This window comes from Blautia sp. JLR.GB0024 (genome assembly GCF_037000545.1).
Lineage (GTDB): Bacteria > Bacillota > Clostridia > Lachnospirales > Lachnospiraceae > Blautia > Blautia celeris.
In genome coordinates this window covers 1-16,427 of the sequence record NZ_JBANBF010000017.1, presented here as the reverse complement: position 1 = coordinate 16,427, position 16,427 = coordinate 1, and the positions used below count along the sequence as shown (strand labels likewise).

Sequence of the window (16,427 nt, the reverse complement as noted above, 5' to 3'; positions counted from 1 at the left end):
CATGCCGATTTTCGGAGGCAGAATTTTGAGAAAAGAGGATAGAAGATGCAGAAGAGAACATTGTATCAGTCCGGAAAATTTTACAAGGGAAATCTCCACACACATACCACCCGCTCAGACGGCAGCAGCGAACCGGAGGAGACTGCAAAGCGGTACAGACAGGAGGGGTATTCCTTTCTGGCTATCACGGACCACTGGGTCTACGGAGTGCATGAGGAGCTGAACCGGGAGGATTTTCTCATATTTCCCGGTACAGAGCTGGATTTGGAGCTTCCGGAGCGCAAGGACCATCATCTTGTGAGCATAGGTCTGCCAGAGACGAACCGGATTCCCGATCATTACCGTTTTGAAAGGGAGAGAACAGGCAATACCCTGTGTACGCCACAGAGGATCATTGAATATATGGCCCAGCGGGGCAATGTCACTATCTATGCCCATCCTTACTGGTCCAAGGTGGATTCCACGGATATCAAGAATCTTCACGGGCTGCTGGGAATGGAAATCTACAACCATGTGGCAGAGTTTGAGGACAGCAACGGAAACTCCGAGACATATTACGATCATTTTCTGTATGTGAGGAACAGGACGTATTGCTTTGCGGCGGATGATACCCATGAACTGGGACCGTACAGCATGGGCGGGTTCATTATGGCAAAGGCCCGGGAGCTTACCCACAGAGGTATCTTCGAGGCGCTGAGAGACGGAAGCTTTTATGCCTCTTCAGGCCCTCTGATCCATGATTTTTATGTGGAGGACAATACGGCCTGTGCCTCCTGCAGTGGTTGCACGGATATTTATTTCAAGACACCGCACAGAAGCGGACATCTTCACAATGAGGAAGGCAAGTTAAAGGGAGGAACCTTTGTGCTGAATGGGGATGAGGAATATGTACGGCTTGTGGTGAAGAACGCAGCCGGGGAAAAAGCATGGTCCCAGCCAATCTGGCTGTGGCTATTATGATCTGGGAGGAAGAGGTATGAAACTGGTTACTTTTAATATCCGCTGTGATTTCGGACAGGATGGAGAAAATTGCTTCTGCCGCCGCAGGGATCTGATCACTGCGAAGATTCGGAGGGAACAGCCGGATATCATCTGTTTTCAGGAGGTGCTGCCCCATGTGGCAGTGTGGCTGAAGGAGAACCTTAAGGGGTATTATGTGATCGGATGCGGCAGGGACGAGAACCTGGAGGATGAGCAGGTGTCCGTGGCATACCGCAGGGACAGGGTGAATCTGATCTCCATGGATACGTTCTGGCTGTCGGATGAGCCTTATGTGCCGGGAAGCCGCTACGCGTGCCAGAGCATCTGCCCGAGAGTCTGTACCGGGGCTGTGTTTTCGTATAGCGGGGGGCCGGGAAAGGCATATCTGTTCCGGCTGTATAATATCCATCTGGACCATATGGGCGGGGAGGCCAGAAGGCTGGGGCTGGAGCTTATCTTAAAAAGAGCGGACCGGGAACCGGCCTTTCAAAACATTCCCGTGATCCTGGCAGGGGATTTCAACGCGGAACCGGACAGCCCGGAGCTTGCAGTCCTGAAAAGCCGCAGGGAATTTACAAACGTCACGGAGGGAATCGGTGTCACCTATCACGGATTCGAGCCGGAGGATATGCCGGAGCGGATTGACTACATCTATGCCGGTGCGCCGTTTGTCTGCCAAAGCGTTGAAAAATGGGAAGACAGGGAAGGGAATGTCTGGCTGTCTGACCATTACCCCATCTGCGCGGTACTGGAACCCGGGGACTGCGGGGAATAGAAATGTCCATGAAATAATTAATTTTTATCCATTGTGGAAAATCGCCCGGAAAAAATATAATAGAGACCAGAAGGAAGGAGGAAACCAAATGCAAACGGCAAAAAGTTTGGGAAAGAAAAAGAAAGAAAAGCAGCCAAAACAGCCAAAGCAGCCCATTGGAAAACGGCTTATCCGTTACTGGCCCCTGTACGTGATGCTGCTGCCGGCAATTATCTATTACGCGCTGATCTGCTATGTGCCCATGGCCGGTTCTGTGCTGGCTTTTAAGGATTACTCTTTTAACAAGGGTATCTGGGGAAGTCCCTGGGTGGGGCTTAAATATTTCAAGACCTTTTTTGAAAGCTATGATGCCCCCAGGCTGATCTTGAACACATTCAGGATCGGGTTTATCAAATGTGTGCTGGAGTTTCCGTTCGCCATTATTCTGGCACTGATGCTCAATGAGATCAGGAACATGAAATTTAAGAAGGTGACGCAGACCATCACATATCTGCCGCATTTCCTGTCATCGGTCATCATTGTCACAATGCTTCAGAGAATCCTCGCACCGGATACCGGTATTCTGAACCAGCTTATAGCTGGCATGGGAGGAGACGGGGGTACATTTTTTATGATGGATGCCAAGTATTTCTTAAAAATCCTGTTTTCCATGGATCTGTGGAGGAATATCGGATGGGATTCCATTATCTATCTGGCTGCCATCAGCAGTGTGGATACAGCTCTGTACGAGGCAGCGGAGATGGACGGATGCGGAAAATTGAAAAAAATGTGGCATATTACACTGCCGGGAATCCGGGGAACCATCGGCCTGCTGTTCATTATGGGCATCGGAGGTCTGCTCTCCTCGGGCGTGGACCAGATTTGGCTTCTGCGTACACCGGGCAATATGACCCTGGCGGATACGCTGGATGTATATGTAGTCCGGGTGGGACTGCAGGGCGGACAGTTTGGATATGCAACCGCCATTGGGCTCATACAGGGCGTCGTGGGACTGATCCTGGTTGTGATCAGCAATAAGATATGCAAGAAAGTCACAGAAGTCGGGCTTTGGTAGCGTGACCGTGAAGATAAAGGAGGAAAGAGGTATGAGACAAAAAGCAGCAAAAACAATTCTGGCGCTGGCTCTGTGCGGTGCCATGACAGCAGGTGCTCTTGCAGGGTGCGGAGGTGACAGTAAGGAGACAGCAAAAAATGTAAGTACAGAGAGCAAAGAAGGAAAACCGGATACCTGGATCGCGGACCGCACGATCACAGTCCAGGCGTATGTGGATGACATCGGCAATTCCCTTCCCAAGGATTTGAACAATACCCCCACAATGAAGAAAATCACGGAGCTGACAGGGATCAAGCTGGATGTAAAATACACACCCGGAGACAGCGACGCGAAAGTGCTGGCCTCCCAGCTTGCGTCCGGCACCATTCCGGATGTGATCGTTTCTTATCTGGACAACTCTACAAGACCGGAGTTCCCGCTGCTGTCAAAGGCGGCAAAAGAGGGAATGTTTGCCGATGTATCCGAGTATATGAAAAATGCAGAGGTGTATTCCAGATATTATGAGGACGGTTATCTTCCCTGGGATTCCTATAAGAACGTTACCTTCCGTGAAGACCTGGACGGCGTGTATTTGTGGCAGATGAATGTGGATGCCACGGACAAGTCTTTGGAATATAATCCGGAGGAGGATTACCGCGGAGGCATGTACATACAGAAATCCATTGTGGACCAGCTTGGCATCAACGTGAATGATATCAGGACCCAGGACGATTTTTATGATCTGCTCGTGAAGATCAAAGAGGGCGGCTTTAAAGATAAGAACGGAAACGCAGTCTATCCGCTGGGACCGAAATACTGGGGCGGTTCTGTGGACACCCTGGAGTATATCTGTCCGGGATACCGCTGGGGCGTGAGCAAAAACTATAATATCGATACAGATGGAAAAGTAAAGCATGAGGCAGAGCGGGATTCCATCTATGATGAGATCAATTATATCCGTAGGCTCATAGACGAAGGGCTTATGAATCCTGAATTCTTCACCATGGATTCCACCCGTGCCCAGGAGGCCTGCAAGAGTTATAACTCCGCCATCATCGCTGATGTGAACAATTATACGGATATCATTTACCAGACAGATGACTGGATTCCGCTGGGACCTCTCAATGACATTCAGGGCGACAACAAAAAGGTGACACACGGCAAGGGTGCCAGAGGATGTATGGCAATCTCCTCGGATGCGGAAAATCCGGAGGAAATCTTCCGGTTCTTTGACTGGCTCTCCACAAAAGAGGGACAGATGATCGCCCAGTACGGGGTTGAAGGTGTAAGCTACGATATGGTTGACGGAAAACCGGTCCTCAAAGAAGAGGTACAGCAGGCCCTGAGTGATGGCAATATGGACTATCTGCTCAATGAGGTGGGTGCAGGCTTCGGCGGAAGCGGAAACTATTTCTTTGAATTCGTACTTACCAATAAAGACAACATCAATAATTTCGGAGAGGCAAGACCGGGGGCATCCTCCAACGATACCTTTGCCAGAAGTGTTGAAGTTGCAGCGGATTATCCCTATGTGAAGAAACTGATCCCGGGACTGGACGCGCCGGCGTATCTGTCCGCAGAGGGAATGGAGGACGTGAAGACACAGATGGACCTGCTCAACTGGGACGAAGTGTTTGTGCAGGCATGTTTTGCAAAGTCTGACGACGAGGTGAAGAGTATCATAGAGTCCTTCCGTGGCCAGTTAAAAGCAGCAGGTGTAGAGAAATTTGAAGATTATGTGGCTGATGTCTATAACAAAGATAAAGATGCTGTCAACTTTTATCAGTGACAGGTGAGAGAGGGTGTTAAGGATGAGGAAAGGCCAAAAAAGCAGGATCAGGGCCAGCCGGACAGATATTGCGGTGCAGGTTATTGTATATATGATCGTCATTGCTGTCTGCCTGATTATTATACTGCCCTGTCTGAATGTACTGGTTCTGGCGTTCAATGACGGAAAGGATGCCGCTCGGGGCGGTATCTGGTTCTGGCCTAGAGTGCCCACGTTTGACAATATTAAGGAAGTGTTCAAGGACGGCAGTATTGTCCGGGCTTACGGGTATACCATTGCCAGAACTGTCATCGGTACCGTATTAAGCCTGACTGTGACTACGCTTGCGGCATTTTCCCTGAAACAGAAAGATTTGCCGGGAAATAAGTTGATTACCATGCTGATTACCTTCACCATGTTATTCAGCGGAGGTATGATCCCCACTTATATCCAGTATAAGAACCTGCATCTGCTCAACAGTTTTTGGGTGTATGTGGTTCCGTCGCTGGTGAGTGTGACATATCTTCTGATGGCAAGAACCTTCTTTGAAGGGATTCCGGACAGTCTGGAGGAGTCGGCAAAGCTGGATGGCTGCAGCTATTTTCAGATCTATACGCGTATTATGCTTCCGCTGAGCAAACCTGTGATCGCGGTAGTGGGACTTTACACGGCAGTCAATCACTGGAATGACTGGTTTGCCGGGGCATTCTACATGAGTGATACCTCAAAGTGGCCGGTACAGACCGTACTTCAGCAGATGCTGAGCAAGGCCATGAGTTCCCAGCAGGAGATCACTTCTGTGGCCCAGGCACTGGCGCAGAATGCAACGGCTGTCACATCGGATTCTCTGAAGATGGCGGCAGTGGTGATCACCACAGTTCCGATTCTGTGTGTGTATCCCTTTGTGCAGAAATATTTTGCCCAGGGTGCCATGATCGGGGCAGTAAAGGGTTGACAAAAAAACCGGCTTTTAGTTCGCGCTGAAAGCCGGTTTTTTACCTGCCGGGCAGTATTTATTTGCAGATGAAGACAAAAGGAGTAGAAAAATGAGTGAAAAGAAATGGGATGTCTATGTCTACGGAGATGTAAACGTGGATATTATCATTCCCGGAGTGGAGACGTTTCCGGCACCGGGACAGGAGGAGCTGGTTTCCTCCATGGAGACTTATGTGGGAGGCGGGGCGGCCCTGTTAACTTTAGGGATTGGTAAACTGGGACTGCGCCCTGTCTTCCAGGGGACAGTGGGGGATGATTGTTACGGTCATATGATACGGGAGACCTTTGAGCGTTTTGGTGTGGATACGGAGCTGCTTGTGACCGCAAAGGGTGCGCGGACCGGGATCTCCCTGAGCTTTACCAATGCCCGGGACCGGTCCTTTCTTACTTACCGGGGAACGAACCGGGATATCAGCATGGACAGGGTGGAGATCGAAAAGGCGGGCCGGGCACGCCATGTTCACGTGACAGGGTATGAGGGGGAGATTTCCCACGCTGCCTATGCGCGGCTGCTGCGCCGGGTAAAGGAGGAGACAGATGCCACAGTCTCTTTTGATGTGGGATGGGATCCCACCGGGAACTGGAGCAGCAGGATCTGTGAGCTGTTTCCATGGATCGATGTCCTTTTTATGAACGAGACAGAGGCGGAGCACTACGGAAAGACAGATACAGCAGAGGAGGCAGCCCTTCAGTTTGCCCGGGAGTGCGGGCAGGCGGTGATTAAGCTGGGAGGGAAAGGCTCTCTTGCAGTGAAAGATGGTATGGTGTACCGCAGGTCCTCCTACCGGGCAGAAGCTGTGGATACCACCGGGGCCGGGGATTCCTTCAATGCCGGGTATATCTATGGATTTTTGAAGGGGGAACCGGTTGAAAAATGTCTGCAGTACGGAAACGCCTGTGGTGCCTTCTCAGTGTCTGCCCATGGGGGTAATACCGGTTTTCCGGAAGAAAAGGAACTGCTGCGTTTTACAGAGAGATACGAAAATAAATAAGCGGGAGGAGATTAGTATGAAGATAGCAGTCATCGGCGGTGCTGGTGTAAGGACCGTCATATTTATCAACGGACTTTTAAAGAGATATAAAAAGCTGCATATTGATGAGGTGGTGCTTTACGATATCCAGGAAGAAAAGCAGAGGATCATCGAGCGGCTGTGCCGTCATGTAGTGGAAAGGAAGCAGGAAAGCCTGAAGGTCCGGGCAGCGGGAACGCCCCGGGAAGCCCTGGAAGGCGCGGACTATGTGGTGACTACCCTTCGAGTGGGCGGAGACCATTCCCGTGTGACGGATGAGAAGATTGCGCTGGAACACGGTGTCATCGGTCAGGAGACCACAGGCGTGGGGGGATTTTCCATGGCAGTGCGGACGATTCCCGTTCTTCTGGAATACTGCAGGATGATAGAAAAGTATGCGCCGGATGCGTGGATCTTTAATTTTACCAACCCGTCCGGGCTTGTGACTCAGGCACTCCGGTCGGCAGGCTATGACCGGGTCATCGGAATCTGTGATGCGCCGAGCAGTACAAAGTACCGTATGGCCGACTGGCTGGGAGTGAAGGAGGATGACCTGTATGTGGAGTTTTTCGGACTGAATCATCTCTCCTGGATACGGAGTGTGAAAAGAAAGGGGGAGGAGATTCTTCCGAAGCTTCTGGCAGATGACAGCTTCCTTGCCGGAATCCAGGAATTTGCCATGTTCGATCCGAAGCTTCTGCGGCTCATGGGACTTCTGCCAAATGAATATCTGTATTATTACTATCACAGAGAGAAAGCGCTTGCCAATATACAGAAAGCAGGTGCGGCCAGAGGGGAAACCATAGAAACGATTAACAGACACATGATGGAAGAACTGAAAACCATGGACATGGATGCCGACCCGGAGGGAGCGCTGCAGGTATTTCTGTATTACATGCAGTTGAGAGAGAACTCTTACATGAGCATTGAATCTGGGGCAGCCAAACGTCCGATGGCAGAGAAGGGCAGCCTGGAGGTCCCCGACGGTATGGGCTATGCGGGTGTGATGCTGGACTGTATTGAGGGGATGCAGAGCAGAGAGGGAAAATACCTGGTGCTCTCTGTGGAGAACCAAGGCTGTATTCCGGGACTGGCGGATAACGATGTGGTGGAAGTGACCTGCCATGTATCCGCAGAGGGCATTCGTCCCGTTCCTGTGGCTGTCGTCCCTCCGCAGTGTGATATCCTGATGCGGCTGCTCAAAAATTATGAGCGTCTCACAGTGGAGGCTGTAAAGAAAGGTTCTTATGCATGTGCAGCCCAGGCGCTGATGCTTCATCCGCTGGTCAATTCCTGGTCTCTTGCCGGGGAACTGCTGGAAGCTTATGACAAGGCATATGGAGGTCTGTTTGGAAAGGAGTAAAAAATGCCGTTTGATTTTCATGATTTTGACAGGATAAAGAATCTGGCAGAGGAACTGCGGGAGCTTCGGTACCGGAATCTTCGGAACATTCCCTCCTTCCGGTTCTGGGAGGACAGTGACAGAGAGAGCAGAGTGTGCGCCAGGGAGGTGGGACCGGGATTTTCTTTCCGGGGCTGGGACAAATACTACTGGCTGACAGCGGAAGCGGAAATCCCGGAGGCATTCTGCGGGGAGGAAGTGCTGGGCCTTTTTGACTTCGGCGCCCCTTCGGGAACCGGAAATAACGGGAACTTTGAAAGCCTGCTCTATATAAATGATGTACCGTATCAGGCTGTGGACGGAAACCACAGGGAAGTGTTCTTCGGCCCCGGGGTATGCGGAAAGAAACTGCAGCTTAAATTCAGGCTGTGGACAGGACTCAGCGGCGGAGGAATCCCCAAAGACAATGTGATGGAGATATGCAGGGCGCAGATCGGTGTGCTGGACCGGAGTGCGGATGACCTTTACTATCTGACCACAGCGGCCCTTGAAACCTATGAGGCCCTGAGCGCAGAGAATGAATATCGGGAATGGATCTTAAATGTGCTTGTAAAGGCGTTCTGTCTGGTGGATTTTACGGAACCGGGCAGCAGGGAATTTTATGAGAGTGTGTCGGATGCAGCCGGATACCTGGACGAGTGTCTGGACGGCCGCGGAAAACCGGATGTCCATGTGACCATGGCGGGCCATACCCATATAGATGTGGCCTGGCTGTGGCGGCTGTGCCATACCAGGGAGAAGGCTGCCCGCTCATTTTCCACGGTGAACCGTTTGATGGAAAAGTATCCGGAGTATCATTTTCTGCAGTCCCAGCCTCAGCTCTATGAATTTATCAAAGAGGACCACCCGGATATTTATGAGAATATCAAAAAGAGGGTGGCTGAGGGAAAATGGGAGCCTTCCGGGGCCATGTGGGTGGAGTGTGACTGCAACATCGCCTCAGGGGAATCCATCATCCGGCAGATCCTGGTGGGCAAAAATTTCTTTCGGAAAGAATTCGGCTATGAGAGTGAATTTCTCTGGCTGCCGGATGTGTTCGGGTATTCCTGGGCGCTTCCTCAGATCTTAAAGAAATCCGGTGTGGACATGTTCATGACCACCAAGATAAGCTGGAACGATACCAACCGGCTGCCCTATGATACCTTTACATGGAAGGGCATTGACGGAACCGGGGTGACAGCCCATTTTGTGACTACCTCCGATCCGGGCGAGGATTATTATACATACAATGGAAATTCCGGCCCCAGGGCAGTGAAAAGCGTCTGGGACAATTATAAGAACAAGGATTCCAACAGGGAACTGCTGATTTCTTACGGATATGGGGACGGCGGCGGAGGCCCGAACCGGGATATGATCCGCCAGATAGAGATGGTGGAGAAAATGCCTGGAATCCCCCATGTGAGGAAACAGTCCGTGACGGAGTATTTCCGCAGTCTCAATGAGACGCTGAAAGAGAATCCCATGGAAGGATATCTTCCGGTGTGGGACGGGGAACTCTATCTGGAATTCCACAGAGGGACTTACACCTCCCAGGCGTATAATAAACGGATGAACCGCAGGATGGAATATGCGCTGAGAGATACGGAGATCCGGTCTGTCTTATCCCGAGTGTTTGGAAGTGAGCCCTATGACTCCCAGCGTATCCTGCGTGCGTGGAAAATCGTGCTCTGCCAGCAGTTCCACGATATACTGCCGGGGTCTTCCATAAGGGAGGTCTACCTTGACAGCCATACGGAATATGAAAAAGCCGCGGCTCTTTTAAGAGAAGTGAACGAGACCTCCCGCGCCGGCCTTATTCGGGAATGCAGGGAGGAACGGGTGTTTTCCGTATTCAACAGCGGCAACTGGCAGCGAACCTCCGTTGTCCGGATTCCCCGCAGGGAGGCAGAATCCGTGTGCGCCGGGGAATACGGGAAAGGCGGGTTCTATCAGAAACGGGAAGATGGCAGTGAGGAGAAGATATCTCTTCCCTGTGTATGGAAAGAGGATGGGGCTTATGTGCTTGTTCGGGATATGGAACCCTTCTCTTATACGGAAATCGTATGGGGGCCTGCGAAGAAGAGTGTCTCCGGGCCCCATGAGGAACCTGCCTGGGGGTCTGGGGAGGAGAGGTCTTTGCAGACCGAAAAGGCGGCTGACCAGCGGATTACAGAGAATACTGCCTGCAGCCGGCAGCAGGAGTCAAACGGGGGAATTCATGAGGTATCTACTCTGTTTTACAAAATCTGCTGGAATGAACAAGGACAGCTCACAAAAATCTATGACAGGGAGGCTGAAAGAGAGATGCTGCCCCACGGTGCATGCGCCAATGTACTGCAGATTTTTGAAGACAAACCGCGCTGTTTTGATGCCTGGGAACTGGAACCCACGATTGACAGAAAGATGGAGGAGATCACCCAATGTACGGACATCCGTGTTTGGAGACATGCGCTGGGCATTGAGGTGTCATTTACATGGCAATACCATAAGAGCACAATCTGCCAGACCATGTGCCTCTACAACAGCAGGAAACGAATTGATTTTAAGACCTCTGTGGACTGGCAGGAGCGGCAGAAGCTGTTGAAAGCGGCATTTCCGGTGGATATCCGGGCAGTGGATGCCAGATTTGATATCCAGGACGGCAATATCCGGCGTCCCATTACGAGAAATACAAGCTGGGAGGCTGCGAAATTCGAGGTGGCGGCCCACAAATGGGCGGATATCTGGGAGACAGGATACGGGGCGGCACTGCTTAATGACTGCAAATACGGCTATGACCTGAAAGAAAATACAATCCGTCTGACACTTTTAAAGTCTGCAACAGACCCGGACTACAGCGCGGATCTGGGCAGCCATACCTTTACCTACTCGCTGCTGCCTCATTGTGAGGAGTGGTATGACGCAGGAATAGAGCAGGAGGCTTTTGATCTGAACGCACCCCTCCGTGCAGAAGCAGGAGCTGCGGCTTTGCATGGAAGCCTTTTGTCGTTCGACAGGGAGAACCTGGTGGCAGATGCGCTGAAACAGGCGGAAAACGGGGAGGAAATTGTGCTCAGATTCCATGAATTCCAGGGAAGAAGGGGAGAAGTTAAAGTATGCCCCGGTTTTGAAGTGAAGGAATGGTGCGAATGTAATCTTATGGAAGAACCGGAGAGTCCCTGGCGCTCATCCGGGATTCGGGTATTCCTGAAGCCTTATGAGATCAAGACACTGCTTCTGCGTGTGGAGAATGGGCAGAGGATGAAAGGCGGGGGGATTGCTTTATGAAGATAATATTAAAACATCCATCCGAAACAGTGCCTGGAAATCACGATTCCTCTGTCTTTACGGAGGTGATTCCTGAGAGTATGGATGCCCGGCGGCTGGCAGAACAGTTCTGCCGTCTGGGAAGACAGCGGAAAGGCTGTTTTCTGATACGGCTGGATATAGACAGCGCTGCTTTTTACCGCCTAAAGGCGGAAGAGCAGAGACAAATGGTGCGTCTCCTTGTGCGGTCTATGTATCAGGGGGCGTATCGTTTCCGAAAAGAAGGGCTGAAAGAACTGCAAAAAGGGGACGTATTTGGAATGCGTGAAAGTCTGGCGGATTTCGGCAGCGCGGTATTTTATCTGGAAAGCAGTGCGGCGGAGGACAGCGGATTTATACGTGCAGTCCGGTACGGAGAATTGGAGGGGAGATGTATTGCTTATGCCAGAAGCCTTGGCAATCTTCCGGCCAATTACCTGGGAGCGGAGGAATTTTCTGCTTATACGGAAAAGCTTGCCGCAAAACTGGGAGCAACGTGCAGGATATTAGATGGCATGGAATTAAAAAGACAGGGATTCGGCGGAATCCTGGCAGTGAACCAGGGCAGTGCCCGTGAAGCGAAACTGGCAGTTCTCACCCGGGAATGTGTTCCCGAACAGCCTTTTACAGCGCTGGTCGGAAAGGGGGTTCTCTTTGACAGCGGCGGATATCACTTAAAATCTGCAGAGGCCATGGAGGGAATGAAGTTTGATATGTGCGGTGCAGCCAATGTGCTGGAAGCTTTTGAGATTCTTGTACGGGAGGAGACAAAAGAAAATATCATGGCAGTGCTGCCTCTGGCGGAGAATGCCATCGGCCCAAAGGCCTGCCGGATGGGGGATGTGATCACCATGCTGGACGGGACTACAGTGGAAGTCTGCAACACGGATGCTGAGGGACGCCTCATTTTGGCGGATGCTCTGGTATATGCCCAGCGGCAGGGTGCGCGGCGGATCGTGGATCTGGCTACACTGACATACTCCTGCCATAATGCGCTTGGAGACCGGATGACAGGGATGTTCTCCAATGATGATTTTATGAGCAGCAGTTTTATATGCGCAGCGCGCGAAGCCGGAGAACTGGTCTGGAGACTGCCCCTGGACAGCCATTACCGGGAACTGCTTGCCCGGAGCAGCACAGCAGATCTGGCTAACTATGCGCCCGGCAAAGGAGCGGGAGCCAGTGTGGCTGCCTGTTTTCTGGAATCTTTTATCCGGGAAGGGGTAAAATGGGTGCACTTGGATGCTGTAGGCCCAAGCGTGATGCGCGGGAAGGACGAAAGGCTAGCAGAGGGAGCAACAGGGGCAAATATTGCCTCAATCGTTACATTTTTAGAGAAGGGAAACCGGGATGATGGATTATCAATTTGACGGCAGGATTTCAAAGGAAGTCCTGGAAAATTATCTGTCGCGGGCAGTGACCGCGGCAGGGCTTTATGAAAGTGAGACACTTTCGGATGACCTGCGGGTGATACGGGAACTGGGAGTAAAATTCCTGGGTCGTGCTTCGGGGATCTGGTATATGACGGAAGACGATGATGTGCATTTTGCAAAATCCAGGGAGTTGGCAGAAAAGGTGCATGAAGCAGACCCGGAGATCATTCTGCAGGCTTGTATTTTTGAGTGTGTGACCCAGAGGATGGAGTCAGTGAAGATACCGGAATTTGTGTTCCGTGACTTTGGGATGGAGCCAAAAGACAGGTACTTTTGTCTGGCAGATACCCTGTTTCCCGGAGAACCGGCGGGATTTGTAAGCCGCAGAGAGGAGCCGGAGAAGAATGGGGGAATCCCGGATCTGAACCGGCAGGAGGCCAGAATGTGGTTTTATTACCGGGCAGCGCGCTATATTGACTGTGGTTATGAGGCACTCCACATGGGACAGGTACATCTGTACACGGCAAATGACCGGGGGATGGTGAAGACACAGGAGCTTTTTGAGATGATACGCAGGTATGCCGCTGTCCATGGCAGGCGGCATAAGGTATTGCTGGATGCCCACACCCATGGGGTGAACCGGAGGGGAAAGCTGTTGTTTGACTATCATGCCATGCCATTTACCAGGGTGCCCCTTTTGGAACGGGAAGGTACCGATCTGGTGCTGGTCCGGGAGGGCTACAGTGAGGGAGGCCTGAACCCCAACGGCTGGTCAGCACAGGCGATGCCCTATCTGATGGAATACGACAACTGGGGTGGTCTGGCGGTAGATGACCCGGCCCGGTATTCCAGAGAAGAACTGGCCTTAAAGGATTGGTGGGGGTATGACCAGATTGCATGGTTTGCACATCAGAGCTTTGAAAAGCGGAATCATTTTCTGGAATATACTTACCGCTGGCTGGAAGTGAATAACGTGTGCGGTTTTTTTGAGATTCCCTTCCGGCGTATGCTGGGTGACGCACCGGTAACTATGGAGCGCGGGGACAGCGGAGCAAAAGATATCCAGACATTTTATCAGATCAACAAAAAGAGTTCTTCCTGCCCTATGGGATTCGGTCAGGAGGATACAGTAAAGCGGCTGTGGCAGGAGGGACACCGTCTGAGAGAACTGGCTGCCAATCCGGAGCTGCAGATCGCATATGGGGCGGAGGCGGTTTATGATCCGGAAACGGGGATCAAGCTTCCTGAAAAGGTGGTAGTTTACGGAAGTTTTCAGCCTTATGTGGGAGCTGTAAAAAATGATTCCAACAGCGAAGTGACCAGGATGTATTATATAGGAAATAATACATACACGCTGAGTGTGGTGATCCCTTATGCGGGGACATACGATTTTGCCGTATCTACCTACGGGACACTGTCGGCAACCTACTGCGGGGACGGATATCCCAGAAGCGGAAGTTCCAATAAGGGGACGTTCACGGTGGAGAAAGACAACGCCGCAGTGCGTTTCCGCTTTGATTTTACCGACTGCGCAGTGGAGGTGGAGATTTTTGAATGACGCAGTGGAGTTGGAGATTTTTAAATGACGCAGTGGAGGTGGAGATTTTTGAATGACACAGCGGAGATGGAGAATTTTGAATGACGCAGCGAAAGATTGAATTTTTTTTAATTGCGCGGTGCGGATGAAGATTTTTTGAATATTACGGTATAGACAGATTATGTACAGCTGCGAGAAGCCGGATTTGACAGTATATCATTTCATGAGGAGGAAGACAGATGCATCAGTATCATTTTTGCCTGGGGGACAGCCTGGATAAGATTTTTCCGGGCAGGCCGCCAAAAGACCGGGAAAATCCCTTTCGTGCGGGATGCTTTGCGGGAGAGCGGACTGCATTTCAGATTGCTTATACAATAGATTACCATGATTCCCATATGCTGGAGGAGGACATACAGTTTGAAATAAAAACGCCTCCGGGAATGGAGGTTAAAGTATTCCGGGCAGCCCTGGTGCCCAGTGCCTACCCATGCAGCGGTCTATCCGATGATGACTATCTGACAAAGGAACCGGGCATGTTTCCCGATGTGCTGGTACCGCTGCCTGCCAGTACCGTGCGGGCAGTGCCGGGACAGTGGAGAGCACTTTGGGTGCAGATATGTATTGACCGGGATATGAGACCCGGAAACTATGCGGTGACTGTCTCCGTATCGGTAAAAGATGGGGAAATCCTGTGGAAAAGAGAAGCTGAAATCATGGTACATAGTGGAAAACTGCCGGCACAGCGGCTGATCCATACGGAGTGGCTCCATGCGGACTGTCTGGCAGATTACTATGGAGTCCCTGTCTTTTCCGAACAATATTGGCAGATTCTGAAGAAATTCGTCACTCTTGCAGCAGAGAGCGGAATCAATATGATTTTGACCCCATTGTTTACACCACCCATGGATACTGCTGTGGGCGGAGAGCGGACTACCGTTCAGCTCGTAGATGCAGAGCTGACAGAAGAGGGGTGGAAATTCGGCTTTTCCAGGCTGGGAAGATGGATTTCTATGTGCCGGGAATGCGGCATTGTCTGGTTGGAAATGGCACCTTTATTTACCCAGTGGGGTGCCGCCGCGGCTCCGAAGATCATGGCTTTGAAGGAGGGCAGGCAGCAGCAGGTCTTTGGCTGGGATACGGATGCAGCAGGGGAGGAATACCGGTTTTTTCTGATGGAATTTCTGCCCCGGTTAAAGGCGTATCTGCAGAAAAAAGATGTGCTGGAGCATACTTGGTTTCATGTGTCCGACGAGCCGGGCATGAAAGATCTGGACAGCTACCGCAGCGCAGTACAGTGTATGCACAGTGGACTGGGAGACTGCAGGTTTTTGGATGCTTTGAGTGATTTTGAATTTTATCGTCTGGGACTGGTGGAGCACCCTGTGGTTGCCTCTGACCATTTGGAGCCATTTCTGGAAGCGGAAATTCCTGATTTGTGGACATATTACTGCTGTGTCCAGGGAGTGGATGTGAGCAACCGCTTTTTTGCCATGCCTTCAGGGAGAAATAGGATTTTGGGTATCCAGCTCTATCTGTACCGGATGCAGGGATTCCTTCAGTGGGGGTACAATTTTTACAATACCAGATTTTCGCTGCAGCACATTGATCCCTTTGCTGTGACAGACAGTGGTGAAAGTTTTCCGTCAGGAGACGCATTCCTTGTCTACCCCGGACCGGACGGGCATCCCTTTTCCTCAATCCGGCTGGAAGTTTTAAGAGATGCCATGGAGGACCTTCGGGCACTTGAGGCGCTGGAACAGTATACGTCACGGGATTCTGTGGAAGCGCTTATTCGTGAAACAGCGGGAATGGATATTACCTTTAAGAGGTATCCAAAGGAACATGATTTTTTGCTCCGGCTGAGGGAGAGAGTGAACCGGGAGATTTCCTTAAACGCAGAGAGGACGGCAGCCGGTTACTGCTCACACGTCACTGTCCCGCAAGGCAGCCCCCGGTAATGGAACCGTGTTTTGCAAAGAAACAGGTTGCTTATCCGGAGGCTTTCAGCTATAATCATATTACAGACAGGTAACTTCCATGTCATATTCCGCAGGAGGAAACATATGGCAAGGAAGAAATTTGAGGAACTGGATTTATGTGACCCGTTTTTATTTGCGGCGGCGCTGGAAGATGAAGTGATATGCCGTCTGATACTGGAGATGATACTCGGACGACCGATCGCGAAAATAAGAGTCCATGCAGAGCATACGATTTTGTACAGTTCTGATTTCAGAAGCGTACGGCTGGATATTTACGCAAGCGATGAAGTGCAGGTAGAATATGATATT

Annotated in this window: 11 protein-coding genes and 1 pseudogene; all 12 read left to right on the top strand. The window is 51.2% G+C overall.

Annotated features, from left to right (window positions below; all coding sequences use genetic code 11):
• The first annotated feature begins 45 nt into the window (after positions 1 to 45).
• A complete protein-coding gene (locus tag V8Q34_RS23760; protein ID WP_054352061.1) occupies positions 46 to 960 on the top strand; it encodes a CehA/McbA family metallohydrolase in 915 nt (304 codons plus the stop codon).
• 16 nt (positions 961 to 976) lie between these two features.
• Entirely contained in the window at positions 977 to 1,756 is a 780-nt protein-coding gene (locus V8Q34_RS23755; RefSeq protein ID WP_244806451.1) for an endonuclease/exonuclease/phosphatase family protein, read from the top strand.
• A gap of 88 nt (positions 1,757 to 1,844) precedes the next feature.
• Complete coding sequence (locus V8Q34_RS23750) at positions 1,845 to 2,810, top strand: ABC transporter permease (RefSeq protein WP_033139244.1); 966 nt, start codon at positions 1,845 to 1,847, stop codon at positions 2,808 to 2,810.
• Between the two features lie 31 nt (positions 2,811 to 2,841).
• Positions 2,842 to 4,578, top strand: a complete 1,737-nt coding sequence (locus V8Q34_RS23745) for an extracellular solute-binding protein (protein ID WP_103731822.1) — start codon at positions 2,842 to 2,844, stop codon at positions 4,576 to 4,578.
• A gap of 22 nt (positions 4,579 to 4,600) precedes the next feature.
• Complete coding sequence (locus V8Q34_RS23740; protein ID WP_033139246.1) at positions 4,601 to 5,512, top strand: carbohydrate ABC transporter permease; 912 nt, start codon at positions 4,601 to 4,603, stop codon at positions 5,510 to 5,512.
• 91 nt (positions 5,513 to 5,603) lie between these two features.
• On the top strand, positions 5,604 to 6,545 hold the full coding sequence (locus tag V8Q34_RS23735) for a carbohydrate kinase family protein (protein ID WP_054352066.1): 942 nt from the start codon (positions 5,604 to 5,606) through the stop codon (positions 6,543 to 6,545).
• A 16-nt stretch (positions 6,546 to 6,561) separates the two neighbouring features.
• Positions 6,562 to 7,926, top strand: coding sequence for a family 4 glycosyl hydrolase (locus V8Q34_RS23730; protein WP_148392877.1), 1,365 nt, complete (start codon positions 6,562 to 6,564; stop codon positions 7,924 to 7,926).
• Between the two features lie 3 nt (positions 7,927 to 7,929).
• Positions 7,930 to 11,211 (top strand): alpha-mannosidase, encoded by a 3,282-nt coding sequence (locus V8Q34_RS23725; protein ID WP_335836453.1) that lies wholly within the window; start codon positions 7,930 to 7,932, stop codon positions 11,209 to 11,211.
• Positions 11,208 to 12,599, top strand: coding sequence for a M17 family metallopeptidase (locus V8Q34_RS23720; protein WP_335836452.1), 1,392 nt, complete (start codon positions 11,208 to 11,210; stop codon positions 12,597 to 12,599). The genes V8Q34_RS23725 and V8Q34_RS23720 overlap by 4 nt, the downstream gene beginning before the upstream one ends.
• Positions 12,580 to 14,160, top strand: a complete 1,581-nt coding sequence (locus tag V8Q34_RS23715; protein ID WP_335836451.1) for a hypothetical protein — start codon at positions 12,580 to 12,582, stop codon at positions 14,158 to 14,160. The genes V8Q34_RS23720 and V8Q34_RS23715 overlap by 20 nt, the downstream gene beginning before the upstream one ends.
• A gap of 218 nt (positions 14,161 to 14,378) precedes the next feature.
• A complete protein-coding gene (locus V8Q34_RS23710; RefSeq protein WP_335836450.1) occupies positions 14,379 to 16,097 on the top strand; it encodes a DUF4091 domain-containing protein in 1,719 nt (572 codons plus the stop codon).
• Positions 16,098 to 16,202: 105 nt separating this feature from the next.
• Positions 16,203 to 16,427: pseudogene (locus tag V8Q34_RS23705) on the top strand (Rpn family recombination-promoting nuclease/putative transposase); the annotation flags it as partial.

Bases quoted from the DNA above. Each gene is read 5' to 3' on its own strand.
- V8Q34_RS23760 (WP_054352061.1), top strand. From the start codon at position 46: ATGCAGAAGAGAACATTGTATCAGTCCGGAAAATTTTACAAGGGAAAT.
- V8Q34_RS23755 (WP_244806451.1), top strand. From the start codon at position 977: ATGAAACTGGTTACTTTTAATATCCGCTGTGATTTCGGACAGGATGGA.
- V8Q34_RS23750 (WP_033139244.1), top strand. From the start codon at position 1,845: ATGCAAACGGCAAAAAGTTTGGGAAAGAAAAAGAAAGAAAAGCAGCCA.
- V8Q34_RS23745 (WP_103731822.1), top strand. From the start codon at position 2,842: ATGAGACAAAAAGCAGCAAAAACAATTCTGGCGCTGGCTCTGTGCGGT.
- V8Q34_RS23740 (WP_033139246.1), top strand. From the start codon at position 4,601: ATGAGGAAAGGCCAAAAAAGCAGGATCAGGGCCAGCCGGACAGATATT.
- V8Q34_RS23735 (WP_054352066.1), top strand. From the start codon at position 5,604: ATGAGTGAAAAGAAATGGGATGTCTATGTCTACGGAGATGTAAACGTG.
- V8Q34_RS23730 (WP_148392877.1), top strand. From the start codon at position 6,562: ATGAAGATAGCAGTCATCGGCGGTGCTGGTGTAAGGACCGTCATATTT.
- V8Q34_RS23725 (WP_335836453.1), top strand. From the start codon at position 7,930: ATGCCGTTTGATTTTCATGATTTTGACAGGATAAAGAATCTGGCAGAG.
- V8Q34_RS23720 (WP_335836452.1), top strand. From the start codon at position 11,208: ATGAAGATAATATTAAAACATCCATCCGAAACAGTGCCTGGAAATCAC.
- V8Q34_RS23715 (WP_335836451.1), top strand. From the start codon at position 12,580: ATGATGGATTATCAATTTGACGGCAGGATTTCAAAGGAAGTCCTGGAA.
- V8Q34_RS23710 (WP_335836450.1), top strand. From the start codon at position 14,379: ATGCATCAGTATCATTTTTGCCTGGGGGACAGCCTGGATAAGATTTTT.